Origin of the sequence: Algibacter amylolyticus, from assembly GCF_014202225.1 — a bacterium.
Lineage (GTDB): Bacteria > Bacteroidota > Bacteroidia > Flavobacteriales > Flavobacteriaceae > Algibacter_B > Algibacter_B amylolyticus.
Window position 1 is genome coordinate 768,295 of record NZ_JACHGE010000001.1, and the last position, 26,546, is coordinate 794,840.

The window sequence follows — 26,546 nt, forward strand, 5'->3', positions numbered from 1 at the left end:
TTAAAAGCACGGGCGGGCTTTCCGTTGCAAGTCCTCGCTCCTCCTACGTCGGGCTGTGGGCTTTACACCGCAATCCCTAACTCAGCGATACGGCATAGCACAACGCCAAACAAAAAATAAAGAAAATGATAGTCTTAATTTCACCAGAACACGATATTCCAAACGAAATCGAAATACTTAATCAGTTATTTCAACATGGTTTGCAATACTATCATCTTAGAAAACCCGAAAAAAATTACGAGCAGCATTGTACATATTTAAACCAGATAGATGCCCAATATCACAACCGGGTTGTAGTGCATTATTTTCATGAGCTTGTTAATACATATCCCTTAAAAGGCATTCATTTTCAAGAACAAAAGCGAATAGACCACATTGATAATCCTGGGCAATATTTTAAAAACCTAAGCATGTTTGGTAAAACCATAAGCTCATCCTTTCATGAAATTCAAGATCTTATCGACTGTCATTTCGAGTTCGATTACCATTTGTTAAGTCCGGTGTTTTCATCTATTTCTAAAGCAGGTTACCAGGGTCGTGGTTTTAACGTCAACCATATCGATAAATTTATTGTTGGTATGGGCGGTATCAATGCCAATACCATTTTGGAAACCTTCAAACTCGGTTTTAAAGGCGTTGGTGTTTTAGGTGGTGTTTGGAATGCAGAAAACCCAGTAAAAAGTTTCATCCAATTACAAACAGCACATAGTAATATCAAACTTTGAAAAATAGACCAAACATATTAACCATTGCAGGTTTCGATCCCACCAACGGTGCCGGATTAACCGCCGATGTTAAAACATTCGAAGCCTTAAAATGTTATGGTTTATCGGTTTGTACAGCAAATACAGTACAAGATGATAAGGCATTTATTACTTGCCATTGGATGCCAGTTTCAATTATTTTAAATCAAATAGAGGTGCTTTTCAAACGGTTTCAAATCAACTTCGTAAAAATTGGTATTGTACAAAACTGGGATGTTTTAGAAATTATCATCAACAAATTACATAGCCTAAACCCTGATGTGAAAATCATATTAGATCCTATTTTAAAATCGAGTTCTAATTTTAATTTTCATAGCAATCCTACAGAAAAACTAGATGTTATTTTATCTAAAATCTATCTGCTTACACCTAACTACAACGAAATTCAACAATTATACCCAGAGAAAACCATCAGCGAAACTATTACATATATTCAATCTAAAACCAATCTGTTTTTAAAAGGTGGGCATCATCTCGAAAAATTAGGGCAAGACACACTTCATCTTAAAAACAAAAAACATGTTGTGTTCAATGCTAAATCTAAAAATTGTACCGAAAAACATGGAAGCGGTTGTGTATTATCATCTGCTATAACAAGCTATTTAGCCTTAGAGTTTCCAATATTTAAAGCGTGTTTAAAAGGAAAACAATACACCGAAAAATTTTTAAGTTCTAATACCTCATTATTAGGCTTTCATTCTAAAAAATAACATGAAAACAACATTACACTACATATCGCAAGGCGCTACGCCACAAGACCATTTAAATAATATTCATAGTGCCTGTGCAGCGGGAGCGGAGTTGGTTCAGTTACGATTAAAAAAATGCGACTCCAAAACCATTTTAGAAACGGCAAAAAAAGCAAGAGAAATTACCAGTCATTTCCAAACGCGTTTAATTATTAACGACCACTACAAAGTGGCCGCAGAAGTTAAAGCCGATGGTGTGCATTTAGGCAAAAAGGATACTTGCCCAACGGTAGCCAGAAAAGCATTAGCCTCTTGGCAAATTATTGGTGGTACCGCAAATACCCTTCAAGATTGCCAAACGCTTATCGATAAGGGTGTGGATTATATTGGCTTAGGGCCTTTTCGTTTTACCGAAACAAAAGATAATTTAAGTCCTGTTTTAGGAGAAAAAGGGTATACCGAAATTATTTCAGCTTTAAACACCAATACGCCAATTATTGCTATTGGGGGCATTACTTTAAATGATGTGTTGGACCTCATGATTACCGGAGTTTTTGGTATTGCCGTTTCAGGCGATATTACACGCGATTTTAACAAAATAACAAAGTTTAAAGAACTAATTAACGGCGGTACAGCACCAGAACAACGCTGGAAACCGGAATAAACTAAAAATTAAAAAAAAAACTCAACCTTTTAATAAAAGTTGCTTTTATTATGAATGATAAATTACAAATAGCAGATAAAATATTTTCCTCTAGATTATTTACTGGTACCGGAAAATTTAGCTCCTCGGCATTAATGAAATCCGCTTTGTTAGCCTCCGAAAGTGAGTTAATTACTGTGGCTTTAAAACGTGTAGATGTTCAAGATAAAGACGATGATATTTTACTGCATTTAAACCACTCCCGAATTAATTTATTACCTAATACATCGGGTGTAAGAAATGCCAAAGAAGCTGTTTTTGCAGCCGAATTATCGCGCGAAGCACTAGAAACTAACTGGGTAAAATTAGAAATTCATCCAGACCCAAGATATTTATTACCAGACCCCATTGAAACGTTAAAAGCAGCCGAAGCTTTAGTTAAAAAAGGCTTTGTTGTAATGCCATACATTCATGCCGATCCTGTACTATGCAAACGGTTAGAAGAGGTAGGCGTGCAATGTGTTATGCCGCTTGGTGCACCAATTGGAAGTAATAAGGGCTTAAAAACACAAGATTTTTTAGAGATTATTATCGAACAATCAAACGTACCGGTAATAGTAGATGCTGGAATTGGGGCGCCTTCTCATGCCGCACATGCCATGGAAATTGGTGCCGATGCTGTTTTAGTAAACACAGCCATTGCAGTTTCTCAAAATCCTGTAGCTATGGCTCAGGCTTTTAAAATGGCGGTTCAAGCTGGCCGAATGGCATACCAAGCAAAACTAGCACCAGTTAAAAAACAAGCCGAAGCTAGTAGTCCGTTAACCTCATTTTTGAATTAAACTTAGGCTATGGCAACATTTGAAACACACTTTAATACTTTTAATTGGGACGATACACTTGCTAGTATTAACGCCAAAACAAAAGCCGATGTAGAAGTGGCTTTGGCTAGTAATAAACGAAATTTAGAAGATTTTAAGGCCTTAATTTCTCCTGCGGCGAAGCCGTTTTTAGAGCAAATGGCACAAATGAGTCGCGAGCTTACTAAAAAGCGTTTTGGTAACACCATTCAAATGTATGCGCCTTTATATTTAAGTAACGAATGCCAAAACATATGTACCTATTGCGGTTTTAGTCTTACTAATAAAATACCCAGGCGCACTTTAACCGATAGTGAAATTTTAAAAGAGGTTAAATTCTTGAAAAATAAAGGTTTCGATCATGTGTTGTTGGTAACTGGAGAAGCTAATAATACGGTAGGAGTCAATTATTTAAACAATGCCATAAAATTAGTAAAACCGCATTTTTCTAATATCAGTATTGAAGTTCAGCCTTTAGAGCAAAATGATTATGAATTGCTAATTGAAAATGGGTTGTATGCGGTTTTAGTTTACCAGGAAACCTATCATAAAAATGAGTACAAAAAACATCATCCAAAAGGCAAAAAATCTAATTTTGAATATCGCCTAGATACTCCAGATCGTTTGGGTAAAGCGGGTATTCATAAAATAGGTTTAGGAGCTTTATTTGGCTTAGAAGATTGGCGAGCAGATAGTTTTTTTACAGCACTCCATTTAAAATATTTACAAAAACAGTATTGGAAAACAAAGTACTCTATTTCTTTTCCAAGGCTGCGTCCACACTCCGGAGGTTTAGAGCCTAAGGTTGAAATGACCGATGCCGATTTGGTACAGCTTATTTGTGCCTATAGATTATTGGATGAAGATTTAGAGCTTTCCATGTCTACGCGAGAAAGTGAAACCTTTAGAGACCATATTGTGCAATTAGGTATAACGTCTATTAGTTCGGAATCTAAAACAAATCCCGGCGGATATGCTGTAGAACCGCAATCGCTAGAACAGTTTGAAATTTCAGATGAAAGAAGTACCGAAGCATTCACCAAAATGCTTAAAAACCAAGGTTTAGAAGTTGTTTGGAAAGATTGGCAGCATTTCAATTAGACGCATCATAAATAGATAAATATAATGTTAAGCAAAGAAGAGCAGGTGCAATATAGTCGCCATATACTTTTAAATGAAATAGGTGTTAAGGGGCAATTAAAACTTAAAGAAGCTAAGGTTTTGGTTATTGGTGCTGGCGGATTGGGTTGCCCTATATTACAATATTTAACGGCTGCCGGTGTGGGAACGCTAGGAATAATAGATGACGATGTGGTAGACCAAACCAACTTACAACGTCAAATTTTATACACACTAGATGATGTTGGTAAGCCAAAAGTTGAGGTTGCTGTAAAGCGATTAGCTAGGTTAAATCCTTTTGTTCAATTTCAGATTTTTAAGGATAAGCTTACCATAAAAAATGCCCTTTCACTTTTTAAAGCCTTCGATATTATAGTGGATGGAAGCGATAATTTTCAAACGCGTTATTTGTGCAATGATGCTGCTGTAATTACAAATAAACCATTGGTTTATGGCTCCATATTTAAGTTTGAAGGGCAAGTAAGTGTGTTTAATTTTAATGGCAGCGGAACGTATCGATGTTTGTATCCAACACCTCCAAAACCAGACACATCGCCAAATTGTTCCGATATTGGTGTAATGGGAGTTTTACCGGGTATAATAGGGAGTTTGCAAGCCAATGAGGTTATTAAAATAATTTGTGGTTTAAAAGGCGTGCTAGTTAATAAATTATTGGTTTTTGATGTATTATCTATGCGTCAGATAATTTTAAGTTTCTCTAAAACCGATGAATCAAATATCCTAATATTAGAGGAAGATTATAATTTTTTCTGTGGGATAGAATCAGTAGATCAAGATATTTTAATAGACGAATTACTTAAAAATACATCCGATTATAATCTGCTAGATGTTCGTGAAACTTCGGAACGCGAACAGTATGATATAGGTGGTTTACATATACCTTTAAGTCAGCTTCCAGAACGTTACCATGAAATAAGCACAAACAAGCCACTTGTGGTGTATTGTAAATCTGGTACGCGCAGTAAAAAGGCTATTTTGTTTTTGCGAGATGTATTGTTAAACACGATTCTAATAAATTTAAGAAACGGTTTACCTGCTAAATTTTTAATTAAAAATTAAAAGCGAATTACCATTTACTTGAACACGGTAGTTTTTTAGCGGACAGTTCAATCCGTTATTTCCAGCCAAGGTTCCGGTAACAAAATTATAGGTGTTCTCATCACCACAACCGCAAGTGCCGTTTAGTCCAGAAGGTATTACTACAGAGCAATCGGATAGCGCATGGTTTGGATCCGCTGCATCCCAAGCAAAGAAATCTGCCCCTGTACTAGCCACTATAATGCCGGCATTACCTTGGTTTTCCAGGTAAACCGAATTTCCTGCAAACGTTAATTGGCTGTATTGTGGTAAACTTAAATCTATGGTGAAGTTAACTCCAATATCTAGCAAAAAATTACAGTTTCTGTCATCTACAGAATTGCTACTGCAAGCGGTTAATGTTAACAATAATAAGGAGCAAATAAATAGTTTCATAATCAAAAGAATAGGATTGCAATTTACAATAAATTGTATTTCTACTTGTTAGTTTAACGTTTTTCCTTAGTAGGTTTTAATAGTTTTTCAATCAATGTCTAAGGTAAAGTATATTAATGTTTTCGATACATAATTAACTAAAATTTTGTACTTTTGTTTTACAATCTCGTGTAAGCGGGATTTTTTTATTTGCTGAATACTTCAAAGCATAATTTTTGAAGTTTATCAGCATCTTTTATTAAGTTAAACGATGAAGAAATGAGTAAAGTATCATACTATACACCAGAAGGGTTAAAAAAGTTAAGAGCCGAGTTAAGACAACTTAAAGATGTTGAGCGCGTAAAAGCTTCAAGAGCAATTGCAGAAGCTAGAGATAAAGGTGATTTAAGTGAAAATGCAGAATACGATGCGGCTAAAGAGGCGCAAGGTATGTTAGAAATGCGTATCTCTAAATTAGAAGATGCTTTAGCAGGAGCACGTGTAATTGATGAATCGCAATTAGATAACTCAAAAGTATTGGTGTTATCGAAAGTTAAAATAAAAAATCAAACCAACGGTATGGAAATGAATTATACCTTGGTTGCAGATGGTGAAGCAGATTTAGCTACAGGTAAAATATCTGTAAACTCACCAATAGGTAAAGGCTTGTTAGGTAAATCGGTTGGAGATGTTGCAGAAATTCAAGTGCCTAATGGCGTTATTAAATTTGATATCGTAGAAATTACTAGATAAATTATTATGGCATCTATATTCACAAAAATTATTAATGGTGAGATACCATGTTATAAAGTAGCAGAAACAGAAGACTTTTTAGCATTTTTAGATGTAAATCCTAATGCAAAAGGGCATACGCTATGTATTCCTAAAAAAGAAGTTGATAAAATTTTTGATTTGGATGAAGCCGATTATAATGGATTAATGTCTTTTTCTAGAACCGTAGCATTAGCGCTTAAAAAAGCGGTGCCATGTAAACGTATAGGTGTTTCTGTAATTGGGCTAGAGGTGCCTCATGCACATGTACATTTAATTCCTTTACAGTCTATGGAAGATGCGCGTTTTATTCAAAAGGTTAAATTATCCACTGAAGAATTTAATGCTTTAGCTGAAGCTATTAATGCTGAATTATAGTTTTAAATAGAACACTAAAGCTAGTATTAAAGCTATTAGTACAACGCTTGAAATAATAATAATCCACAACGCTTTTTTTATGTAAGTTGATGCCTTTTTTGGTGTAAAGGCCTTCTTTTGATATTCAAAAACACGTTCAATATCATCCGTCCATTGTACAGGGTAAATAACAGAATTGCAGGTGGTACAGTTTAGTTCATGACTAATATCTGTAGTTATTGATTTATAAAAATTAGATTCTTTTATTTTTTGTTTGAAAGTTAAACGCAAACCTTCTTTACTAAAACACTCCGGACAGTTGTTTGGTAGTGCTACTTGTTTAATATCAATGAGTTTTTCTGGCATATGTTTAACTATTGGCTAGCGCGTTTTAAACTTATTTGTAAGGTGCTCCCTTTATCTTTTTCAGATTGAAGGACCTTAATTTTTCCATCATGGAAATCTTCAATTATACGTTTGGCTAAAGACAAGCCTAATCCCCAACCACGTTTTTTTGTGGTAAAGCCCGGTTCGAAAATGCTATTAAAGTTCTTTTTTGCAATACCTTTTCCAGTATCAGTAACACTTACCATTACATTATTTTCTAATTGAGAAATTTCTACAGTAAGTTTTCCTCTGCCTTTCATGGCATCAATAGCGTTTTTAATTAAGTTTTCAATAGTCCAACTGTATAGTTGCTTGTTTAAATTTACGTAAATTTCGCCTTCAGGGACTATAATGTCAAAATTTACAAGTTTTGAAGATCTTGTTTTTAAGTAATCATAAGAGTCTAACGTTTCTTTTATAATATCTGCCTTTTCTAAAACAGGTAAAGAGCCAATTTTACTAAAACGCTCGGTAATGGTTTTTAACCGGTCTACATCTTTTTCCATTTCAACAATGTAATCCGGATTTACGTTTTCGGTTTTAAGGATTTCGGTCCAACCTATTAAAGAAGATAAAGGCGTACCAATTTGGTGTGCCGTTTCTTTAGCCATACCAGACCATAATTTGTTTTGCGTAGCGTTTTTGTTACTGCTGTAAAAAAAGAAAATAAGTGCTACGAACAGCACTATGATTAGTAGTAACGCCAAAGGGTAGTATTTTAATTTATTAAGCAAAGGCGAATTACCATAGTAAATGGTGCTAGAAATGCTATCTCCAATTTTTACAGGAATGGGCTCATTTTCTTCCTTAAAAGTTTCAATAAGTTTTTTTACATATTTAGAATCGGTTAGTTTAGTTTCATCAATATTGTTGGAGCTGTATAGCGAGCCATCTTCATTAATAACCAACATGGGTGTTGTTTTGTTACTGTTTAATATTTGTAACGTAAGTTCTAAACTTGTATTTATATCCGAGTTTATAATCTCATTTTGGGCAAACGACCAGTTTTCCATCTTGGTGCGTTCCTCATCTTTAAAATGCTGAAAAAATTCGTAAGTTTTCCAGAGTATAAGGGAAACAACAATAAAGGATGCTATAACAATAGCCCAACGGAATGCATTGCTATGTTTGGTGAAAATCATTTACAATAGATATTTTGTGGTAATATAATGCAAATCTGCTAATATTATTGTTCAAGTTGTTAGTAACTCTGTTTTAAGATGTTTTATTGCTTACATATGAAGCTTAAAATGCTAAATAAAGTTAGATTGTTGACAGAGACTAGGGGAATGTTGAAAACTAGATTAAATTTTCACCTTTATTTTGATTAGTTTTGTAAAAATAAAATTAACTAATGCCGTCAATAGATCCAAAAAGCTTATCAACCAGTAAATTACATGGTTATTTGTTAAGTGCTATTGCTCCAAGACCTATTGCTTTTGCGAGTACGATGGATGCCGAGGGAAACCCAAATTTGTCGCCATTTAGTTTTTTTAATGTATTTAGTGCAAACCCACCAATTTTAATTTTTTCGCCAGCAAGACGCGTAAAAAATAATACAACAAAGCATACGTTACAGAATGCTGAAATAACAAAAGAAGTTGTTATTAACGTTGTAAATTATAACATGGTGCACCAAATGTCATTAAGTAGTACAGAATACCCTGAAGGTGTTAATGAGTTTGAAAAAGCGGGTTTAACCATGCTTAAATCAGACCTTGTAAAACCGTTTAGAGTAGCCGAAGCACCAGTACAATTTGAGTGTAAGGTAAATGAAATAGTGAAATTAGGTAGCCAAGGTGGTGCAGGTAATTTGATAATATGCGAAGTTGTAAAACTTCATATTGATGATGCTGTACTAGATGAAAATGGGGCTATAGACCAAAACAAGTTAGATTTGATTGCCAGAGCAGGCGGTAGTTATTATAGCAGAGCTAAAGATGGTTTTTTTGAAATACCAAAGCCCATAGCTACATTAGGTATTGGTGTTGATGCTTTACCAGAGGGTGTTAAAAACAGTACGGTTTTAACCGGAAATGATTTAGGAATGTTAGGGAATATTGAGGCCTTACCAACCCAAGAAAGTATAACAACTTTTATTGAAGACGTGGCAGAACGATATCCTAATATAGCATCGGTAACAGCCATCGAGAAACATAAGTTAGCTAAAAACTATCTTAGTTTTGGTGATGTAGAAAGCGCAATTAAAGTACTTTTGTCTTAAACAATAAGGCAGATCATAAAGAATATTAATAAAGATTAAATTATAGATTAAATGGAAGTTCAAGGTAGAATAAAAATGGTAGGAGAAACTCAAACTTTTGGTAGTAATGGGTTTAGAAAAAGAGAAATTGTTGTAACAACTGAAGAGCAATATCCACAACATATTATGGTGGAATTTGTTCAAGATAAAACAGATTTGTTAAACAGCTATAAAGAAGGACAACAAGTTAAAATAAGCATTAATCTTCGTGGTAGAGAGTGGGTAAACCCTCAAGGTGAAACTAAATACTTTAACTCTATTCAAGGATGGAGAATTGAAGCTGCACAAGCTGAAGGTGCATCAGGAAATGTACCACCAGTACCACCAGCAGATGCTTTTGAGCCTGCAGGAGATTTAAAAGAAGAAGATCACGACGATTTACCGTTCTAAATTTTTTAATTCCTTAAAGAATTAAAAGACGGAAGGGTCATAAAAACACTAACCTCAATATTTATCTAAATGTTGAGGTTTTTTTATATTTACTACTATGCAATATCTAACTGAAAAAATATGGTTTCCAGATGTGGATAATGCATCCGCCGAAGGCATTATAGCTGTTGGAGGCGACTTATCTACCGAAAGATTACTACTCGCCTATAAATCCGGCATTTTTCCTTGGTTTGATGATAGTAACCCTATTTTGTGGTGGTCTCCAGATCCGCGTTTTGTGCTATATCCCCAAAAGCTTAAGGTTTCAAAAAGTATGAGGCAGGTGCTAAGAAACTCAGATTTTAAAGTCACCGTAAACCAAGATTTTAGAGCTGTAATTACCCAATGTGCTTTGGTAAAGCGAAACGGACAAGATGGCACTTGGGTGACTAACGATATGATTGAGGCTTATGTAAAACTTCACGAATTAGGATTTGCCAAATCGATTGAGGTATGGCAAAATAACGAGTTAGTTGGTGGGCTTTACGGAGTCGATTTAAATAATGGCGTGTTTTGTGGCGAAAGCATGTTTGCTAAAGTAAGTAACGCTAGTAAAGTGGGATTTATATCGTTTATACAGAACACTAATTATAAACTTATAGATTGCCAAGTCTACACGAATCATTTAGAAAGCCTGGGTGCAGAAGAGGTTTCTAGAGATACTTTTTTGGAGTTTTTGAAGGAGTGAAAAGGTTGTTTTTCTAAATCCTCAAAACCGCCGAAGTCAACACAAATAAATTATGTTTAGCCTTTAAATTAAAAGCTTCATAGCGGTGTTCTAATCCGGTTTGAAGTTTTAAAGCTTCTGTAATAAGCCATCCAATTTGGCTTGAAATCCTTATATCCGTTTCGGGTTTATAGGCTTTACTTAAACTTAAAAGGCCTTCAATAGCATTTGTTAAATACGCAGACCCTATTTCTAAAGTATTACCTTTTAAAGGGCTGTTTAAAGAAAATCGGTATCGTTGTCTGTAAATAGTTTTGTTACCTAAAATACGTTGTTCGGTTCTAAATCGGTGCCCGTAACTTTTACCTAATTTCTTTTTAGTGTAATTGTATTGTTGCGTAAAACGTAACTCGTCGGGTCCAGATTCAAACCAATCTCGATTTCTGTAATAAACCCCAAGGCTAAGTTTAGTATTTGTATTTAATTTAAAATGCGAAAAATGAAAGACATCAACCTGTTGCTGTTGGTAGCTGAAATTATTGGTTAGGTTTAAAAAATAGCGACTTCTAAAGGTGAAGTTATAACTGTATGTTTCTGTTGTCTTATGATTTATGGCTACTAACGATTCACCTAAAACATTAAAGTTGTTTTGAGAAAAGCCATTAAAACAGGTTAAAAGGTGTAACAGTATAATGCTATTTAGAAATGTTTTCAGCATAAAAAAACTAAACTTCTTGGTACCTGAAACAATCCACTTCGTGGTCATTTACCATTCCTGTAGCTTGCATGTGTGCATAAACTACTGTAGAACCAACAAATTTAAATCCACGTTTTTTTAAATCTTTACTAATGGTATCGCTTAAAGGGGTATTTCCTGGAGCGTCTTTATAATGATTTACTCTGTTTTTAATAGGTTTACCATCAATAAAGCCCCAAATATACTTACTAAAACTACCAAATTCTTCTTGAACCTTTATAAAGGCGTTAGCGTTACTAACGGTAGCATTAACTTTTAGTTTGTTTCTTATAATTCCGGTATCTTGAAGTAAAGCATCAATTTTAGTTTGTTGGTAATTGGCTATTTTTTTGTAGTCAAAATTATCAAAAGCGGCTCTGAAGTTTTCGCGTTTACGCAACACGGTTATCCAACTTAAACCGGCTTGAAATGTTTCTAAAATTAAAAATTCGAATAAGGTGTCATCATCATAAACGGGAACACCCCATTCATTATCATGGTAAGCTTCATATAAAGCGTCGCCTTCACACCAACCGCATCTGTGTTTTTTCATCTTGATACCACTATAATTCAATCTTCTTAAAAAGACTGTAAGGTTTAAAGTAAAAGTATGACAAAAATCACCTTATATAAAATCTGAAGACTTTAATTTTGTTGAAGGATTTTTTTAAAAACGCGTATTATGAATCAAATTATAAAGGAAAGTTTAGCTAAAAGTATTACTTATCAGGAATATAGAGCTTTGGTAAAGCAATTAGCAGAAGAAAAATCTAATACAGGATTAGAAAAAACGGAAGCTTTAGCAAATTATACAAAGCTTAACGATAGGCGCATGAAGCGTTGGGATAAAACCATTAAGGTAGCCGAAGTGGCTAAGGAAAAAATAGAAGCTTTTAATAGAAAAACAACGTGGTTAATTATTACGGAAAGTTGGTGTGGTGATGCGGCGCATGTGGTGCCTGCATTAAATAAAATAGCCGAATTAAATCCTAATATTGATGTGAAAATCGTGTTTCGTGATGAGAATTTAGAGCTTATGGATATGTTTTTAACCAACGGAGGAAGAGCGATAGCAAAACTTATTATACTTGATAATGAAACGGGCGAGGTTTTAAATACTTATGGACCTAGACCAAGTGAAGCTACAAGTTATGTAAATAGATTTAAGGCTAAACATGGTGCGCTTACCCCAGAGTTTAAAGAAGATTTACAACACTGGTATAACAAGGATAAAGGGCAAAATATAATTAGTGATGTGGTTGAAATACTTACGGCTGTAACACCTATTTACCAATAAAAAAGAAGGTAATTGTGCCTATTTGGCTCTCTTTAGCCGCATCGGGAGTAAAGCGGGAACGTTTAGCATAATCGATAGCGTGTTCCATTAAACAGGCATTGTTTGATGTAGACGAATTGTTTACATACGCATCAACCACCTTTCCGTTGGCATTAACCGTAATGTTAACTACAATTTTACCATCTACTTCGCATAAGTAAACTGGTATTGGTATGTGTATTTTTTTTCTGTTTAATAATGAATAGCGAATAGAACTTTTTGAGTTGTTTCCGTCGGATTGCTGCTTTTTTAGTAAATCATTTACTTTACTAAATTTAGATAGTTCCTCGCTGTTTAAACTAGATACTTCTGGTATTTCATATGTTTTCCTAGCGGGAGCAGATTCGTTAGATGAGGTGTTCGTTTTAGGAACATAATCCTCGGGTGGGGCTATGGTTTTGTACGCTTGAGCAAAATGCTTTGCCTTTTGGGTTTCATTAAAAGCGTCGTTAGTTTCGGCTTTGGCGTTGTTACGATTTTCCAAAGCTTCAATAGCTTTTATGTCCTCTTCAGTAGGTTCTTCTTCCGGTTCCATAAGGTAGTAACTTTCAGAGGCATATTTATCTTGTTGTTTTAAGCTTAAATTGAAAACAGAGAGTACTACAGTTCCAGAAATTAGAAGCGTAATAAGTAGGGATTTATGTTGATTATTAAGGTGCAATACGTTGTTATCAATTAGGGGGCGTATTAGTATATACGGCAAAATACGGTAAAAAGTTTTAATTAGCACAGCTTCTAAACGTTTTAGGCTGTTAAATTTAAAGGCTTTAGGATTCTTTTTTATGCTGAAAGAAGCAAGTTTTAAGAAAGATTTATTGCTTTTCGGTAGTTAAACCGGCAATAAAACCTTCAATAGAATTAGCATTTGAAACATCAAAATTTCCAATTTTTGTACGTCTTAATACCGATAAATGACCTCCAGCGTTTAAGGCTTTTCCAAAATCGTTTGCCAAGGAGCGGATGTATGTGCCCTTGCTGCAAACCACTCTAAAATTAACGTGTATAGAATCTTTGATGGATGAATCAATTTTAGTGATTTCAAATTCTGAAATGTTTACAGTTCTCGATGGAATATCTACATGCTCGCCAGCTCTAGCAAATTCGTATAAACGTTTGCCATCTTTTTTTAATGCCGAAAATACAGGAGGAAATTGTTGCGTTTCGCCAATAAATTGCTCGGTAGTTTTGTAGATTAAATCTTCAGAAATATGAACGATTGGAAAGGTTTCGTTTATCTCGCTTTCCAAATCGTAAGATGGTGTGGTGCTTCCTAAAACAATAGTTCCAGTGTATTCTTTTACTTGACCTTGAAACGTATCTATCTGCTTGGTCATTTTTCCGGTACAAATCACTAGTAAGCCAGTAGCTAATGGGTCTAAAGTACCCGCGTGTCCTACTTTTATCTTTTTTATTTTGAAAGCTTGACGGATCTCCCAACGCAATTTATTAACCACTTGAAAGGACGTCCAGTTTAAGGGTTTGTCTATAAGTAAAACTTCTCCAGAAAGATAATCGTCAAGTGTTTTCAAGTGTGTTAGATTTTAGTTTAATAGTGAATAAACAATGGCAATAATACCAACCACCACACAATAAATAGCGAAATAAGAAAGTTTGCTTTTCTTTACTAAAGCTATCATCCAAGTACAAGCAAATAAGCCCGCAACAAAGGCAGCAACAAATCCAATAGAAAGTGCCGTAAAGTTTCCAGAGTCATAGGTTAAATCGCCACTTAAAACATCTTTAGCGATTTTCCCAAAAATTAAAGGCACGACCATTAAAAATGAAAAACGAGCTGCTTTAGTTTTATCGTTTCCTAGTAAAACCGATGTAGAAATTGTGGCTCCAGAACGCGAAATTCCTGGTAGCATAGCAATAGCTTGCGAAATTCCAATAACAAATGCATTTTGGAAGCTTACTTTTTTTTCGGTGTTTTTTGCTTTATCTGCCAAAAATAAAAGGACAGCTGTAACGATTAACATGCAGCCAACTAATAAAATGTTACCTCCAAAAAGCGCTTCTAATTGTTCTTCAAAAAATAAACCAACAATAACTGCCGGAATCATGGAAATAGCAATTTTAGAAATGAATTGTAAATCGTCATTCCATTCAAATTTTAAAGCACCTTTAATAAGATCTAAAATGTCTTTTCTAAAAATAACTATGGTACTTAATGCTGTGGCAAAGTGAAGCACAACTGTAAATAATAAACTTTCTTCTGGCACCGAATTATCGCCAAGAATGGCTTTTCCTAATTCTAAATGTCCACTAGATGATACAGGTAAAAACTCTGTAAGTCCCTGAATAATCCCTAATATGATTGCGTCTATAATTTCCATGGCGCAAAAGTATTAAAATTGAGTAAGTAAAATGTATTTCGAATAAAAATATTAAACTTTAAAAGTAGAATCTCTAATTATTAGGTTTCCTTTTATTTCTATCATTTTATTGGTAAGTATATCGGTGGTACTTTCAATTTCTTCTATTAAATATTTAACAGCATTTTTACCAATTTTTTCTCCCGGTTGGTCTACGGTTGTAAGTTTAGGTTCTATTATTGTTGAGTGTGAGGAATTACTAAAACCTACCACAGCAATATCTTCAGGAATATTAATGTTGAATTTTTTTAAGGTTTGTATCACACCTATTGCTGCACTATCTGTAATGGCAAAAATTGCGTCGGGCCTCTTTTTAATACTCAATAAATGATTTGCCATACGTTTACCTTGTATTAAGGAAATATCGTCTACACTAATAATTATTTTTTCGTCAATTTCAATATCATGATCTTTTAAGGCTTTTAAATATCCAGAAAATCGTTTTTCTGAGGTATATGAGAACTCACGCTCTTTAATAATGGCAATGCGCTTTTTTCCAATATTTATTAAGTGTTCAATAGCATTATATGCTGCTTCTTCATCGTTAATTGTAATTTGAGTACATGGTATTTTATTGGATACTTTATCAAATAGAATTAATGGAACTTTATTTAGTATAGGTAGTATGTTATCTATATCTCTTGTCATTTTAGTTAACGAGGCTAGTATGCCATCTACACCAAATTGCATCATGGTGTTTAGCATTTCGGTTTGTTTTAATACATCGTTATTCGATTCAGATATAATAACACGATAGCCTTTTATGGCAGCTTCTTCTAAAATACCTCTTACCATAGTGGTTGTAAAATAATGGGTAATATTAGGTACAATAACGCCAATTATGTTAGAACGATGTTTTCTAAACCCCTTCGCAAAAATATTAGGTACATAGTTCAGGGATTGGGCAAGTTGTTTTACCTTTTTAGTAGTGGCCTCACTAATATCTGGATGATCATTTAACGCCCTAGAAACTGTAGAGGTCGATAAATCAAGTATTTGTGCTATTTTTTTTAAGGTAACTAGCTCTTTTTTCATGTTTTTTATTTCTTTTTTGTTAAAAAAGCAAATTGCAATCGTTCCCGCAATCGTTTGCGTGACAATATCATAAATAATTAGCACTTATATTGTCAAAGTGATTATAAATTTGTCTTTAAATTAACTAATTCTAAATAAAATGAAAAAAATTATTTTTACACTACTATGTATGTTTAGCATTGCTGCAACGTTTTCACAAACGGATGTTTCAGGAACTGTTAAAGACAATTTAGGTGTGCCAGTAACCGGGGCTAATGTTCTTATTATTGGAAGTACATCTGGAGCCACATCAGATTTTGATGGAAATTTTAGTTTTTCAACAAATTTAACTGGAGTTCAAAAAATTAAAATATCCTATTTAGGGTATGAGGCTCAAGAGCAAACCGTAACCCTTAACGGAACACCAATTACATTACAAATTGTATTGGTAGAGGGTGGTAACTCTTTAGATGAAGTAGTACTTACTGCTTCGGCAACTTTTAGGTCGCAAAAGGACACGCCAATGTCTATTAGCTCGCTAAAGCAGAATGAAATAACCAAGCTTTCTGCAAATAGTCAAGCTGATATTTTAAGAAGTATTCCTGGTATTACCGCTGAAGGTGGTGGTGGAGAAACAGCTTCAAATGTTTTTGTTAGAGGTTTACCATCTGGAGGGCAATATGTATTTAACCCGCTTCAATATGATGGAATGCCATTAATGAGTACGTTTGGTTTAAACTCTTCTGCGCATGATGTGTATGCAAGACCAGATATAGGTTTTAAAGGTGTTGAGTTTGTTCGTGGTGGTGCTGCTGTATTATATGGAGCAGGGTCTGTAGCTGGTATTATTAACTATACAAGTAAAACAGGAGATTCCAACGAAGAAAATATTATTAACATGGAATGGGCAGATAAAGGCCGTTTAAAAACCGACTTTTATACTGGTGGTAAATTAGGGGGCGAAGATTCTAACACATATTACGCATTTACTGGTTTTGTTAGAAAAGATGATGGGCCAATTGAAACGGGAATGCCAACAAAAGGAGTGCAGTTTAGAGCTAATATTAAAAAGAAGTTCGAAAATGGATCTTTTACAGTGCATGGACAATTTATAAATGATAATGCGCAATTTATTATGCCATTACCATTAGATGGAAACAGAAAAAGAATAAACGGTAATGATGGTGAGGCTGTGGAGCAGCTACTATCTGGCGAGTTAGCAAACACGTCGTTTTTAACTGCTGGTGGTGCTTACGAAAGTCCTATTGAAGATGGTGTTTCTACGCAAGGTGGTTATTTAATGGCAGATTTTAAATATGATTTTGCTGATGATTTAAAATTTAAATCGAAAGTAAAATATGCAAATTACAAGCACAATTTTGCATTGTATGTTGGTGGTAATGGTGCTAACAACAACCCAATTACTTTAAATGAATATGTAGAAAATGTGGCTCCCGGAAACCTAGGGTTTACAGCACAATACCAAGGCACTAGTGCAGCTATTAATGGGTCGGATTTAGTTGTAGATAATTTGCATGTGGATAGATTACGTCCTATGACAGATTATTCTGGAGAAGCGTCGTTAACTAAAACTATAGAGGTAACTAACGGAACACACAATATTACTGGAGGTGTTTATTTGGCAAGAACAGAAGCTGAAGATGTTAATTACCAATACAGAGTATTATCTGAGTTTAATAACAATCCTAAATTGGTAAACTTAAACTATGTTGATGCAGGCGGAAATGATGTTACCTTTTCTACAGGTGGATTGTATAACAGAATTGGTATGACTTCAAATAATTTTTTATCTCAAAATAAAACAGCAGTTTATTTAACAGATGAGATGGTTTTAGATAAATGGCGTTTTGATGTTGGTTTAAGAATTGAAAATACTCAAGGTACTTTTAGTAAAGGTAACATTGTAGAAAGTCAAGTTTATGATGATGCTACATTAACTCCAGAATTAGCAAACGTTAATTTTGCCGATGGTAGTTTTACAAGAGCAGATGTTAGCGCTACAGATTGGGCACTTTCTGCTGCCGGTTTATATAAATTAAACGATAAAGTGAATTTATATGCCAACTTTTCAAGAGGGTTCTTTTTTCCACAAATTAGAGGTTTTGCTCCTATAGCAACAGGCGTTACAGGAAGTAAGTACGATTCAGAAAAAATTATTCAATTTGAAGTTGGAGCCAAATTAGGAACAGAAAAATTAAAAGGATCTGTTGCAGCTTATTACGTAGGTTTAAGCGACAGGATTAAAATAGATCAAGGTTTTGTTAGCGGATCTTTAGTCGATTTAACTCGATCTGAACAAAGTACTAAAACTATAGGTCTAGAGGCCACTTTTGATTATAGTTTAGCCGATAACCTTAGTTTAAGAGGAACGGCTACTTACCAAGATCATGAGATTTCTAAAAACGTATCTACAGATTTAACTACCAATACATCTTCTACAACCAACGAAGGGAATGAATTAGCAAGACAACCTAACTTTTTAGGAAGTTTAGGAGCTTATTATGATGATGGTGCATTCGATGCTTTATTTTCTTTTAACCATACAGGAAGTAAGTTCGCGGCCGATAATAATACAGTAGAGTTGGATGCCATTACAATTGCTAGAATTGGTGCTGGTTACGAATTTGCAATGGGAGATAACGATAGTGATGATACGTTAAGGTTAGGGTTTTCTGTTTTCAACTTATTCAATGATGAAGGTGTTACGGAGGGCGATCCTAGAAATGTAAATCAAGCAGGAGACGCAGAGTTCTTCTTCGGAAGACCTATTTTACCTCGTAGATTTTTCTTAACAGCAACATTTAACTTTTAAGTAATATAATTAGTTTAGTTTGATTTGTTTACTCATCACTTATACAGCTAAGTGTAGGTGGTGAGTTTTTTTAAAAAATATATATAATGGAAGAATTAAAAAATAAGGCAATTGAAGTATTAAAAGGAAACTGGAAAGATGAGGTTGGTTTTAGTATACCTTGTGCAAACCTATATCCATTTCAATGGTTTTGGGACTCTGGTTTAATAGCTATTGGTTTTGCGCATTTTGATATGCATAAAGCTGAAGCAGAAATTGAGACTTTACTAGATGCTCAATGGGGTAATGGTTTTATACCACATATTATTTTTCATACCGAAAGTGATACGTATTTTCCAGGACCAGATTTTCATCGTTCGGATTTACACCCGCTGTCTTCAAAAAAATATAAATCTACCGGAATGACACAGCCGCCAGTTACAGGTTTTGTGTTAGAGGAATTATATAGAATTAGTACCGATAAAAAGGCAACTTTAAAGTTTCTAGAAACCGTGATTGATAAGGTGTATTTTAATCATGAATATTTTTATAAAAATAGAGATCCTCAAAATGAAGGCTTAGTATATATCTATCATAATTGGGAGTCAGGAACCGATAATTCACCTATTTGGGATGATATTTGGGAAACCATGAATCCTCCAGAATATACTTTTGAAAGACGAGATACTACACATGTTGATGCTTCCGAAAGACCATCAAAAAGAGAGTACGACCACTATTTATACATTATTGATATCGCTAAAGAACATAACTATAGCGATGAAAAAATAGCCGAATTATCGCCGTTTTTAGTTCAAGATCCATTGTTTAATGCTATGCTTATTAAATCGAATGAGAGTTTAATAAAACTGTACGAACTTATTGGAGATAATGCCGATAAAATAGCGCAGCTTAAAACCTGGCAAGAAAAGAGTATTCAATCCTTCAATAATAAGTTATTTGACGACGAAATTGGGGCTTACATTCATTACGATTTAAGAAACGAAAAACCATTAAAATATTTGTCTTCATCTTCATTTTCACCATTGTTTGCTAATATTCCAAGTAAGGAAAGGGCAGCGTCTATGGTAAATGTTATGATGGAAAAGTTTGGAGGCGAGCACCAATATTTATGTGCGTCTTTCGATCCTACAAGCGAACGTTTTAATCCTAAAAAGTACTGGAGAGGTCCCGTTTGGATAAACCTTAATTGGATGCTGTATAATGGTTTAAAACAATACGGTTTTTTAGATATTGCCAATAGAGTAAAACAGGATTCTATTGAAATTATAGAGAAAAATGGGTTTTATGAGTATTTTGATTCGCGAAAAGACATGCATAACCATGGAAAAGCAGGTTATGGCGGGAATAATTTTTCTTGGAGTGCAGCTTTAATTATTGATTTATTAAATGAATAATAATAACGTGAATAATGAGCGAGTTGGACTTTTCAAAAGATTACATTTTAGAAAATGATAAAGTAAGATTAAGTCCTCTTAAAATGGAACATGTTGAATCTTTGCTAGATATTTCAGAAGAAACCAATTTGTGGACCTATTTTCTTGAAAAAGGAAATGGTTTAAAAAATTTGACAAACTATATATCGTCCACTGTTAATAACAGAAAGCATAAAAAAGAATATCCTTTTATCGTTTTCGATAAAATTAAAAACAGATATGCTGGTACAACTCGATTTTATGACTACTCCAAAGAATTAAAAAATATTAAATTAGGCCATACTTGGTATGGCAAATCATTTAGAGGTACTGGTTTAAATAAACATACTAAGTATTTATTATTCGAATTTGCCTTTGAAAAACTAAAGGTTGAGCGTGTTGGCTTTGGAGCACATGCCGAAAATAAAGTGAGTATAGCGGCAATGAAAGGAGTAGGGTGTAAGGAGGAAGGTGTTTTAAGAAGTTTTATGCCTTCACTAAACAATACAGGAAGAGCTAACATTATTTTATTAAGCGTTTTAAAAGAAGAATGGGATAATACAATTCAATTTAAATTGAAAAACAAACTAACTAACACAGACTAAAACTTAAAGATTATGAATTGGCTAGACTATAGTATCGTCATATTTTATATTGTATTTTTCTTAGGAATGGGATTCTTTTTTAAGGATAATAAAGATTCTAAAGATTATTTTTTAGGAGGAAAAAGTATGGGTTGGTTCCCTTTAAGTTTGTCTACAATGGCAACCCAATTATCGGCAATTAGTTTTATTTCGGCCCCAGCCTTTGTCGGTTTAAAAATAGGCGGAGGCATGAAATGGTTAACTTTCGAGTTTGCTGTTCCGTTGGCCATGATTTTTATAATGATTGTGATAATACCGCCTTTATTTAGATCGGGAGTAGTAAGTATTTATGAGTTTGTCGAGAAACGCTTTAGCACATCAACACGTTTAATTTTAAGTATTGTATTTCAAATTAGTCGTGCATTAGGTACCGGTGTTATGGTGTATACCATTGCCATTATTTTACAAGCTGTTTTAAATATAGATTTTGTTTACACCATTTTAATAATAAGTGTTATTACTATAATTTATTCTTGGCAAGGCGGTATGAAAGCGGTTGTTTGGGGAGATGCTATACAGATGATTATTTTGTTCGCAGGCTTAATTATTTGCTTGTATTTTGGATGGAATCTTTTACAAGAACATGGTGGGTTAGCCGCTGGGTTTGATGCTGAAAGATTACAGGTTATCGATCATAATTTAGGTATAGGCGAAGGCAATGAATATGGCTTACTGCCCATGATTATTGGAGGCTTTTTTCTTTATGCTTCGTATTATGGCTGCGACCAAACGCAAGCACAACGTTTGCTTTCTGCAAAAGATGAAAAAACCATTAGAACTCTTTTAATGGCAAATGGACTTTTAAGATTCCCCGTGGTTTTAATATACTGCATTATGGGGTTAGTAATAGGCGGTTTAATAACATTAGCACCCGATTTCCTAGAAGATATAGCCATTACTACTCAAAAATATTTCCCGGACGAGTATGCAGCTCATGGCGTTAAAGCAGATTTAATGGTGCCTGTTTTTATACTTAAATATTTACCACATGGTTTAATAGGTATTTTAATGGTTGGTATTCTTTCTGCGGCCATGTCTTCGCTAAGTTCAACAGTTAATTCGTTATCTGCCGTAACCGTCGAGGATTTTTTTAACCGAGGAAAACTTAAGTTAAGTTCAAAAAAATACATGCTAATTTCTAAAGGTTCGGTAGTATTTTGGGGTGTGGTTTGTATTGCAGCGGCCTTTCTTTTTGGAGGAAGCAAAAGTGCTGTTATCGAAATTATTAACGCTATAGGATCTGTGTTTTACGGGCCGGTATTAGTAACCTTCTTTTTAGCATTCTTTTCAAAAAAAGTAAACCATATTGGAATGAATGCGGCAATTATTTCGGCAGTTCTTATTAACTTAATATTTTCAAAAACGATACAAGAGCTATTCCATATCGATTTAGGATTTAATATCTTTTGGATTTGGCTTAATTTTACAGGTGTAATTATAGCTTTAGTAGTGGCTTATACTGTTACTGCGCTAACTCGTAAAACTGAAGTTAAAAGCATTTCAAACTTTAATGTTGCCATTAAAAAAGAGGATTTCATGATTAAAGAGGTTTATATTCTCTTGGCGTTTTTTGTGTTCATTTTAGTGTTTAGTTATTTTCTACCTTCATTTTTAAGTTAAATTCTAAGTACATGAAAATTGTTTTAGCACCAGATAAGTTTAAAAATTCGTTAACAGGATTAGAGTTTTGTAATGCCGTTAAAGATGCTATAGAAGTTTTAAATTTAGATGTTGAAATTTTAAAGCTTCCATTAGCAGATGGAGGAGATGGCACTATTGAGGTAGTAAATTATTATCTAAAAGGATCTGTTGTAAAAGTAGAGGTGAATAATCCGTTTTTTAAGCCTGTAATGGCTACTTATTTGTATGCCGAAAGGTCTAAAACGGCATTCATTGAAATGGCTGAAGCTTCTGGTGTAAAACTTTTAAAGCCAGAACAGTTTGATTGTAAAAACGCAACCACATTAGGTACTGGCGAAATGATTCTCGATGCTATTAATAAAGGAGCAACTAACATAATTTTAGGAATTGGTGGCAGTGCTACTAATGATTGTGGTATTGGAATGGCAACGGCATTAGGCTATCGTTTTTTAGATAAAAATAATAAAGAAGTAGTGCCTATAGGTGCAAATTTATCTCAAATTGCAGATATAGATATTAGCCATGTTAATCCTAATTTATTTGATGTTAATTTTAGTATTGCTTGCGATGTAACCAATCCGTTACACGGCAAAAACGGAGCAGCATATATTTATGGCGCACAAAAAGGAGCCTCAAGTAAAGATATTGAAATGCTTGATAAAGGCTTGGAATCTTTTGCTAAACTTTTAAAGGCCGTTTTTAATGTAGACGCTCAATCTGTAAAAGGAGCAGGTGCTGCTGGTGGCATGGGAATAGCTTCAAAAGTGTTTTTAAATGGCGTTTTAGAACCGGGTATAACACTCATAAAAAACTTGGCTAATTTTGATAGTCAAATTTCAGGTGCCGACTGGATAATTACTGGAGAAGGAAAGTTAGATACGCAAACCATGTCTGGTAAGACTATTCAAGGCGTATTGTCTTCCGCGAAAGCGGAAAAAATAAAAGTGGCTGCCTTTTGCGGCGCAATAGATTTAGAGGGTAATAGTCCAGACGAATTCGGAATTCAATATGCCGATGCAATTATCAATTATGCTAAAAACCTAGATGATGCTATGAAAAACGGGTATTCTTACCTAAAAGAAATAGCTAATGTGTTTTCCGGAAAATGTTTAAAAGAATAAATTATAGATATACGTAGTATCGTAATTAATCTATTTTTTATCAGGATTTAAAAGTATCGCATAAATTTGGATACCAAAACCAATAAGAATTAATGTTGGTGCCAATCGAATACGTCTCCAACTAAAAATTTCAGGATTAAAAACGTTTGGATCATCACTACCGCCACCAGACATTAAAATAAACCCAAGTGCAATAATAGCTAAGCCAATAAACATGAATTGGTAGTTTTTCTTTCCAAATACAAAAATTGGTTTTGCTTCTTCTTTACGTTTTTTTTCTCCCATGATTAAATTCCGCAGAATAATTTAGTGCAAAGTAAAAGATTTATTTAGAAAATGCTGTTAATGATTTTCTAAATTATCGTTTTTTACTTTTTGCGTTTAATAATACAACTCGTCTGTTCTTAAATTTAAGAAACGTTGGGTTGCAAAGTGTGTGCTTATCCAAGTGATTATAATACCTAAAGCAAAAACAAAAACAAAAAGGGCTGCAACTAAAATAGGGTTGCTAAGCAGTTCGAGTTCTGCAAAGGTTTTGTCTAAATAATATAAAACAATGGCCATACCAATTAAGGCTAAAAAAGCGCCAATCATGCCTAAACGGACACTTTTCCATACAAACGGACGTCTTATAAAGCGTTTTGTTGCTCCAACCATTTGCATGGTTTTAATGGTAAAACGTTTAGAGTAAACCGCTAATCTTATAGAGCTATTAATTAATAAAACAGCAATTAAAGTAAAAATGCCACTTATAACCAACACCCAAAAACTGATTTTCTTAACGTTATCGTTCATGAGGTTAACCAAGTCGTTATCATAAGTTACTTCATCAACAAAGTTTTTGTTTGTCGCTTCCGCTGAAATTTTTTCAAGATGTTCCGACGTTACAAAATCGGCTTTTAGATGTACATCTATAGAATTTTGCAATGGGTTATAACCAACAAAGTCCATGAAATCTTCACCGTTTTCAGCTTTCATAAATTCGGCAGCTTGTTCTTTTGAAACATATTCGGTAGATTTTACATAATCTGCCATAGCCAAACTTTTTTCAAGTTGCTTGGTTTCCACTTCCTTGGCGGTGTCTTTTAAATAAATTGTAACTACAACTTGTTCCTTAAAATGGTCTGAAACTTTTTTGGCATTTAAAATAAGCATGCCTAGTAATCCTAATAAAAATAAAACCAAAGCAATACTTAATACCACTGAAAAGTAAGAAGAAATAAGTCTGCGTTTTTGGTGTTTCTCAAATGATGAACTCATAAATTAATTGGATTAACGGCGTAAAAATACTAAAAGTAATACGAAAAAGGATAATTAATTAGTGTCATTAATATTACTATAACTTCTCTTAATAATAAATGTTGTTGTTGAAAATAATTTTGTTGGCATGATTGTTGAAAATATTGCCAAACAATCTTAAAATCACAATTTATTATGAAGAAAACGATTATTTTAGGGGTAATAGCTGCTGTTACATTTTTTAAAACAACCCAAGCGCAAACTATTAGTTTTGGTGCTAAAGCAGGTTTAAATGTTTCTACGTTTAATGGAAATCGTTCCGGAGATGAAATAAATAGGAATAGTTTAATAGGGTTTCATGCAGGTTTAATTGCAGAAACTCGGATTAATGATTTTATAAACCTGCAACCCGAAATAATATATTCTAGAGGAGGTGCAGAAGAAGAAAATATAGTAAAGTTTCAACTCGATTATATCTCAATTCCGGTGATGTTTAAATTTTATGTAGCCGATAGGTTGAGTATAGATGTTGGGCCTCAATTTGGTTTTTTAGTAGGTGATAAAGCTAAGTTTGAAGATGATAATGTTCCAGAATTCGATACTGATGCCAGTACTTTTGATTTTGCCTTAAATACGGGTTTAGGAATTGATATTAGCGATAAGTGGTTTTCTCAAATACGATATAGTTACGGTGTTACAACCATTGCAGAAAACCCTGATGTTAAAAATGGCATATTTCAATTTTCCATTGGGCGTAAGTTTTAAGTGCGTAAAAAAAATAAGGTCTAAAAATTTTTAGACCTTATTTTTTTCTGGTTTACTTATTATGTAGACGCCAACAACAACCATAAAGCAACTTAGTATTTTAACTAGATTAATGTCCTGCGCATATTCATCTTGCATTAATATAAAAGCATAAATACTTACCATAGCAAAACTAATTACGGGTTGTAAATAAATATAGCTGCTGGTAACCGATGGCATAACGTGGTTTAGCGCATACAAGTTAAGTAGGTAAGTGGAGAACGTGGTAAACAGCACCACATAACCAATTACTAAATACGTGTTGGTTGTAAAGCCCGCAAAATCGGTATCCATTATGGGTTGAATGGAAAACGGAGTAACAAATAGTAATCCAAACAAAAACATCCAACAAATAACCGTTAGAGCATGGTATTTTCGCATTAAAGTTTTTGCAAGAACTAAGTAAAGTCCGTAGCAGGCAGCATTACAAAACACCAGAAAATTGCCTAGTAATGAGCTCGTGCCTTCAGCTTTATTACCATATGCAATAAGAAAAATAGCCGCAATACCCGCAATTACGGTTCCTGTAAATTTATTCTTCGTCATGCGTTCTTTCAGAATGAAAAAACTAAAAATAAAAACCAAAACAGGTGTAACCGTCATAATAATAGAGGCGTCTACCGGAGAGGTTTTATTAATGCCATGAAAGAAAAACAGCATATTGGCCGCTGCACCAAGTAAACCACAAAGGGCCAAACGTAATAAGTCTTTACGTTCTACTTTTTCTTTTACAAATATAAATTTTACTGCCCAAAACAATACCACACAGCAAGCTAAACGGACAAATACAAAAGCCGTCGGGCTAATTTTATGTGGCATAATGCCTTTGGCAATAATATAATTGAGCCCGTAAATAACATTTGCAACAAAAAGTGCAAAATGGGCCTTGTAGATGTTTGCGTTCAATTCGTCTTGTTTTAAGCGTGTAAAAGTAAAAGTATCTCGTTAAAACAGCATGTTTTTTAA

At 34.0% G+C, this 26,546-nt stretch carries 30 protein-coding genes; 18 read left to right on the top strand and 12 right to left on the bottom strand.

Annotated features, from left to right (window positions below; translation table 11 throughout):
• Nucleotides 1-125 precede the first annotated feature (125 nt).
• From HNQ90_RS03240 to HNQ90_RS03265, 6 genes are read left to right on the top strand one after another with little or no spacing between them, the layout of a single operon-like run.
• Entirely contained in the window at nucleotides 126-725 is a 600-nt protein-coding gene (locus HNQ90_RS03240) for a thiamine phosphate synthase (protein ID WP_144115202.1), read from the top strand.
• A complete protein-coding gene (locus HNQ90_RS03245; protein ID WP_144115203.1) occupies nucleotides 722-1,474 on the top strand; it encodes a hydroxymethylpyrimidine/phosphomethylpyrimidine kinase in 753 nt (250 codons plus the stop codon). Before HNQ90_RS03240 ends, HNQ90_RS03245 begins: the two co-directional genes overlap by 4 nt.
• 1 nt (nucleotide 1,475) lies before the next feature.
• Nucleotides 1,476-2,117: a thiamine phosphate synthase gene (gene thiE, locus HNQ90_RS03250; protein WP_144115204.1), complete on the top strand. Its 642-nt coding sequence runs from the start codon at nucleotides 1,476-1,478 to the stop codon at nucleotides 2,115-2,117.
• A 50-nt stretch (nucleotides 2,118-2,167) separates the two neighbouring features.
• Nucleotides 2,168-2,938, top strand: a complete 771-nt coding sequence (locus HNQ90_RS03255) for a thiazole synthase (RefSeq protein WP_144115205.1) — start codon at nucleotides 2,168-2,170, stop codon at nucleotides 2,936-2,938.
• A gap of 9 nt (nucleotides 2,939-2,947) precedes the next feature.
• The gene (gene thiH, locus HNQ90_RS03260) at nucleotides 2,948-4,057 is read left to right on the top strand and encodes a 2-iminoacetate synthase ThiH (RefSeq protein WP_144115206.1); all 1,110 of its coding nucleotides are present in this window, start codon (nucleotides 2,948-2,950) and stop codon (nucleotides 4,055-4,057) included.
• Between the two features lie 21 nt (nucleotides 4,058-4,078).
• Nucleotides 4,079-5,155, top strand: a complete 1,077-nt coding sequence (locus HNQ90_RS03265; RefSeq protein WP_144115207.1) for a HesA/MoeB/ThiF family protein — start codon at nucleotides 4,079-4,081, stop codon at nucleotides 5,153-5,155.
• On the opposite strand, the gene HNQ90_RS03270 is transcribed toward HNQ90_RS03265, so the two are convergent.
• Complete coding sequence (locus tag HNQ90_RS03270) at nucleotides 5,141-5,569, bottom strand: hypothetical protein (RefSeq protein ID WP_144115208.1); 429 nt, start codon at nucleotides 5,567-5,569, stop codon at nucleotides 5,141-5,143. The genes HNQ90_RS03265 and HNQ90_RS03270 overlap by 15 nt on opposite strands.
• A gap of 258 nt (nucleotides 5,570-5,827) precedes the next feature.
• Here HNQ90_RS03270 and greA point away from each other — a divergent pair, with 258 nt between their 5' ends.
• Together greA and HNQ90_RS03280 are read left to right on the top strand one after the other, a co-directional pair.
• Nucleotides 5,828-6,301: a transcription elongation factor GreA gene (greA, locus tag HNQ90_RS03275; protein WP_144115209.1), complete on the top strand. Its 474-nt coding sequence runs from the start codon at nucleotides 5,828-5,830 to the stop codon at nucleotides 6,299-6,301.
• A gap of 6 nt (nucleotides 6,302-6,307) precedes the next feature.
• Nucleotides 6,308-6,697, top strand: coding sequence for an HIT family protein (locus tag HNQ90_RS03280; protein ID WP_144115210.1), 390 nt, complete (start codon nucleotides 6,308-6,310; stop codon nucleotides 6,695-6,697).
• Here the strand turns inward: HNQ90_RS03280 and HNQ90_RS03285 are convergent.
• Nucleotides 6,692-7,042, bottom strand: coding sequence for a hypothetical protein (locus HNQ90_RS03285; RefSeq protein WP_144115211.1), 351 nt, complete (start codon nucleotides 7,040-7,042; stop codon nucleotides 6,692-6,694). The genes HNQ90_RS03280 and HNQ90_RS03285 overlap by 6 nt on opposite strands.
• Before the next feature lie 8 nt (nucleotides 7,043-7,050).
• Nucleotides 7,051-8,205: a sensor histidine kinase gene (locus tag HNQ90_RS03290; RefSeq protein WP_144115212.1), complete on the bottom strand. Its 1,155-nt coding sequence runs from the start codon at nucleotides 8,203-8,205 to the stop codon at nucleotides 7,051-7,053.
• Nucleotides 8,206-8,417: 212 nt separating this feature from the next.
• Between HNQ90_RS03290 and HNQ90_RS03295 the strand changes: the two genes are divergently transcribed.
• The 3 genes from HNQ90_RS03295 (at nucleotide 8,418) to aat (ending at nucleotide 10,443) form a co-directional block, all read left to right on the top strand.
• Nucleotides 8,418-9,287 carry a flavin reductase family protein gene (locus HNQ90_RS03295; protein WP_144115213.1) on the top strand — a complete coding sequence of 290 codons (870 nt, stop codon included), beginning with the start codon at nucleotides 8,418-8,420 and terminating at the stop codon, nucleotides 9,285-9,287.
• Nucleotides 9,288-9,338: 51 nt separating this feature from the next.
• Nucleotides 9,339-9,716, top strand: a complete 378-nt coding sequence (locus tag HNQ90_RS03300) for a DUF3127 domain-containing protein (RefSeq protein ID WP_144115214.1) — start codon at nucleotides 9,339-9,341, stop codon at nucleotides 9,714-9,716.
• 97 nt (nucleotides 9,717-9,813) lie between these two features.
• Nucleotides 9,814-10,443, top strand: coding sequence for a leucyl/phenylalanyl-tRNA--protein transferase (gene aat, locus HNQ90_RS03305; protein ID WP_144115215.1), 630 nt, complete (start codon nucleotides 9,814-9,816; stop codon nucleotides 10,441-10,443).
• A gap of 13 nt (nucleotides 10,444-10,456) precedes the next feature.
• Here aat and HNQ90_RS03310 read toward each other — a convergent pair whose 3' ends face one another.
• Together HNQ90_RS03310 and HNQ90_RS03315 are read right to left on the bottom strand one after the other, a co-directional pair.
• Nucleotides 10,457-11,140 carry a DUF2490 domain-containing protein gene (locus HNQ90_RS03310; protein WP_172625811.1) on the bottom strand — a complete coding sequence of 228 codons (684 nt, stop codon included), beginning with the start codon at nucleotides 11,138-11,140 and terminating at the stop codon, nucleotides 10,457-10,459.
• 7 nt (nucleotides 11,141-11,147) lie between these two features.
• Nucleotides 11,148-11,711, bottom strand: a complete 564-nt coding sequence (locus HNQ90_RS03315; RefSeq protein ID WP_144115217.1) for a DNA-3-methyladenine glycosylase I — start codon at nucleotides 11,709-11,711, stop codon at nucleotides 11,148-11,150.
• A 129-nt stretch (nucleotides 11,712-11,840) separates the two neighbouring features.
• Between HNQ90_RS03315 and HNQ90_RS03320 the strand changes: the two genes are divergently transcribed.
• Nucleotides 11,841-12,455 carry a thioredoxin family protein gene (locus tag HNQ90_RS03320; protein ID WP_144115218.1) on the top strand — a complete coding sequence of 205 codons (615 nt, stop codon included), beginning with the start codon at nucleotides 11,841-11,843 and terminating at the stop codon, nucleotides 12,453-12,455.
• Here HNQ90_RS03320 and HNQ90_RS03325 read toward each other — a convergent pair.
• The 4 genes from HNQ90_RS03325 to HNQ90_RS03340 all read right to left on the bottom strand — a co-directional run bounded on the left by HNQ90_RS03325 (nucleotide 12,442) and on the right by HNQ90_RS03340 (nucleotide 15,904).
• Nucleotides 12,442-13,197 carry an energy transducer TonB gene (locus HNQ90_RS03325; protein WP_241678320.1) on the bottom strand — a complete coding sequence of 252 codons (756 nt, stop codon included), beginning with the start codon at nucleotides 13,195-13,197 and terminating at the stop codon, nucleotides 12,442-12,444. The genes HNQ90_RS03320 and HNQ90_RS03325 overlap by 14 nt on opposite strands.
• 109 nt (nucleotides 13,198-13,306) lie before the next feature.
• Complete coding sequence (gene truB, locus HNQ90_RS03330; protein WP_144115219.1) at nucleotides 13,307-14,023, bottom strand: tRNA pseudouridine(55) synthase TruB; 717 nt, start codon at nucleotides 14,021-14,023, stop codon at nucleotides 13,307-13,309.
• Nucleotides 14,024-14,035: 12 nt separating this feature from the next.
• Nucleotides 14,036-14,830, bottom strand: a complete 795-nt coding sequence (locus HNQ90_RS03335; protein ID WP_144115220.1) for an undecaprenyl-diphosphate phosphatase — start codon at nucleotides 14,828-14,830, stop codon at nucleotides 14,036-14,038.
• 51 nt (nucleotides 14,831-14,881) lie between these two features.
• Nucleotides 14,882-15,904 carry a LacI family DNA-binding transcriptional regulator gene (locus tag HNQ90_RS03340; protein ID WP_144115221.1) on the bottom strand — a complete coding sequence of 341 codons (1,023 nt, stop codon included), beginning with the start codon at nucleotides 15,902-15,904 and terminating at the stop codon, nucleotides 14,882-14,884.
• Between the two features lie 139 nt (nucleotides 15,905-16,043).
• On the opposite strand from HNQ90_RS03340, the gene HNQ90_RS03345 reads away from it, so the two are divergent.
• The 5 genes from HNQ90_RS03345 to HNQ90_RS03365 all read left to right on the top strand — a co-directional run bounded on the left by HNQ90_RS03345 (nucleotide 16,044) and on the right by HNQ90_RS03365 (nucleotide 23,537).
• Nucleotides 16,044-18,716 carry a TonB-dependent receptor domain-containing protein gene (locus HNQ90_RS03345; protein ID WP_144115222.1) on the top strand — a complete coding sequence of 891 codons (2,673 nt, stop codon included), beginning with the start codon at nucleotides 16,044-16,046 and terminating at the stop codon, nucleotides 18,714-18,716.
• Nucleotides 18,717-18,802: 86 nt separating this feature from the next.
• Complete coding sequence (locus HNQ90_RS03350) at nucleotides 18,803-20,113, top strand: MGH1-like glycoside hydrolase domain-containing protein (protein ID WP_144115223.1); 1,311 nt, start codon at nucleotides 18,803-18,805, stop codon at nucleotides 20,111-20,113.
• A 14-nt stretch (nucleotides 20,114-20,127) separates the two neighbouring features.
• Complete coding sequence (locus tag HNQ90_RS03355; RefSeq protein WP_144115224.1) at nucleotides 20,128-20,736, top strand: GNAT family N-acetyltransferase; 609 nt, start codon at nucleotides 20,128-20,130, stop codon at nucleotides 20,734-20,736.
• Nucleotides 20,737-20,748: 12 nt separating this feature from the next.
• Nucleotides 20,749-22,395: a sodium:solute symporter family transporter gene (locus HNQ90_RS03360; protein WP_144115225.1), complete on the top strand. Its 1,647-nt coding sequence runs from the start codon at nucleotides 20,749-20,751 to the stop codon at nucleotides 22,393-22,395.
• 11 nt (nucleotides 22,396-22,406) lie between these two features.
• On the top strand, nucleotides 22,407-23,537 hold the full coding sequence (locus HNQ90_RS03365; RefSeq protein WP_144115226.1) for a glycerate kinase: 1,131 nt from the start codon (nucleotides 22,407-22,409) through the stop codon (nucleotides 23,535-23,537).
• Nucleotides 23,538-23,567: 30 nt separating this feature from the next.
• Here the strand turns inward: HNQ90_RS03365 and HNQ90_RS03370 are convergent, their stop codons facing one another.
• Both HNQ90_RS03370 and HNQ90_RS03375 read right to left on the bottom strand, forming a co-directional pair.
• Nucleotides 23,568-23,822, bottom strand: coding sequence for a DUF3098 domain-containing protein (locus tag HNQ90_RS03370; RefSeq protein ID WP_092848302.1), 255 nt, complete (start codon nucleotides 23,820-23,822; stop codon nucleotides 23,568-23,570).
• Between the two features lie 96 nt (nucleotides 23,823-23,918).
• Complete coding sequence (locus HNQ90_RS03375) at nucleotides 23,919-24,797, bottom strand: cell division protein FtsX (protein WP_092848300.1); 879 nt, start codon at nucleotides 24,795-24,797, stop codon at nucleotides 23,919-23,921.
• Between the two features lie 174 nt (nucleotides 24,798-24,971).
• Here HNQ90_RS03375 and HNQ90_RS03380 point away from each other — a divergent pair, with 174 nt between their 5' ends.
• On the top strand, nucleotides 24,972-25,541 hold the full coding sequence (locus HNQ90_RS03380) for a porin family protein (RefSeq protein WP_144115227.1): 570 nt from the start codon (nucleotides 24,972-24,974) through the stop codon (nucleotides 25,539-25,541).
• A gap of 30 nt (nucleotides 25,542-25,571) precedes the next feature.
• Here HNQ90_RS03380 and HNQ90_RS03385 read toward each other — a convergent pair whose 3' ends face one another.
• Nucleotides 25,572-26,486 carry a DMT family transporter gene (locus tag HNQ90_RS03385; protein ID WP_144115228.1) on the bottom strand — a complete coding sequence of 305 codons (915 nt, stop codon included), beginning with the start codon at nucleotides 26,484-26,486 and terminating at the stop codon, nucleotides 25,572-25,574.
• Nucleotides 26,487-26,546 lie beyond the last annotated feature (60 nt).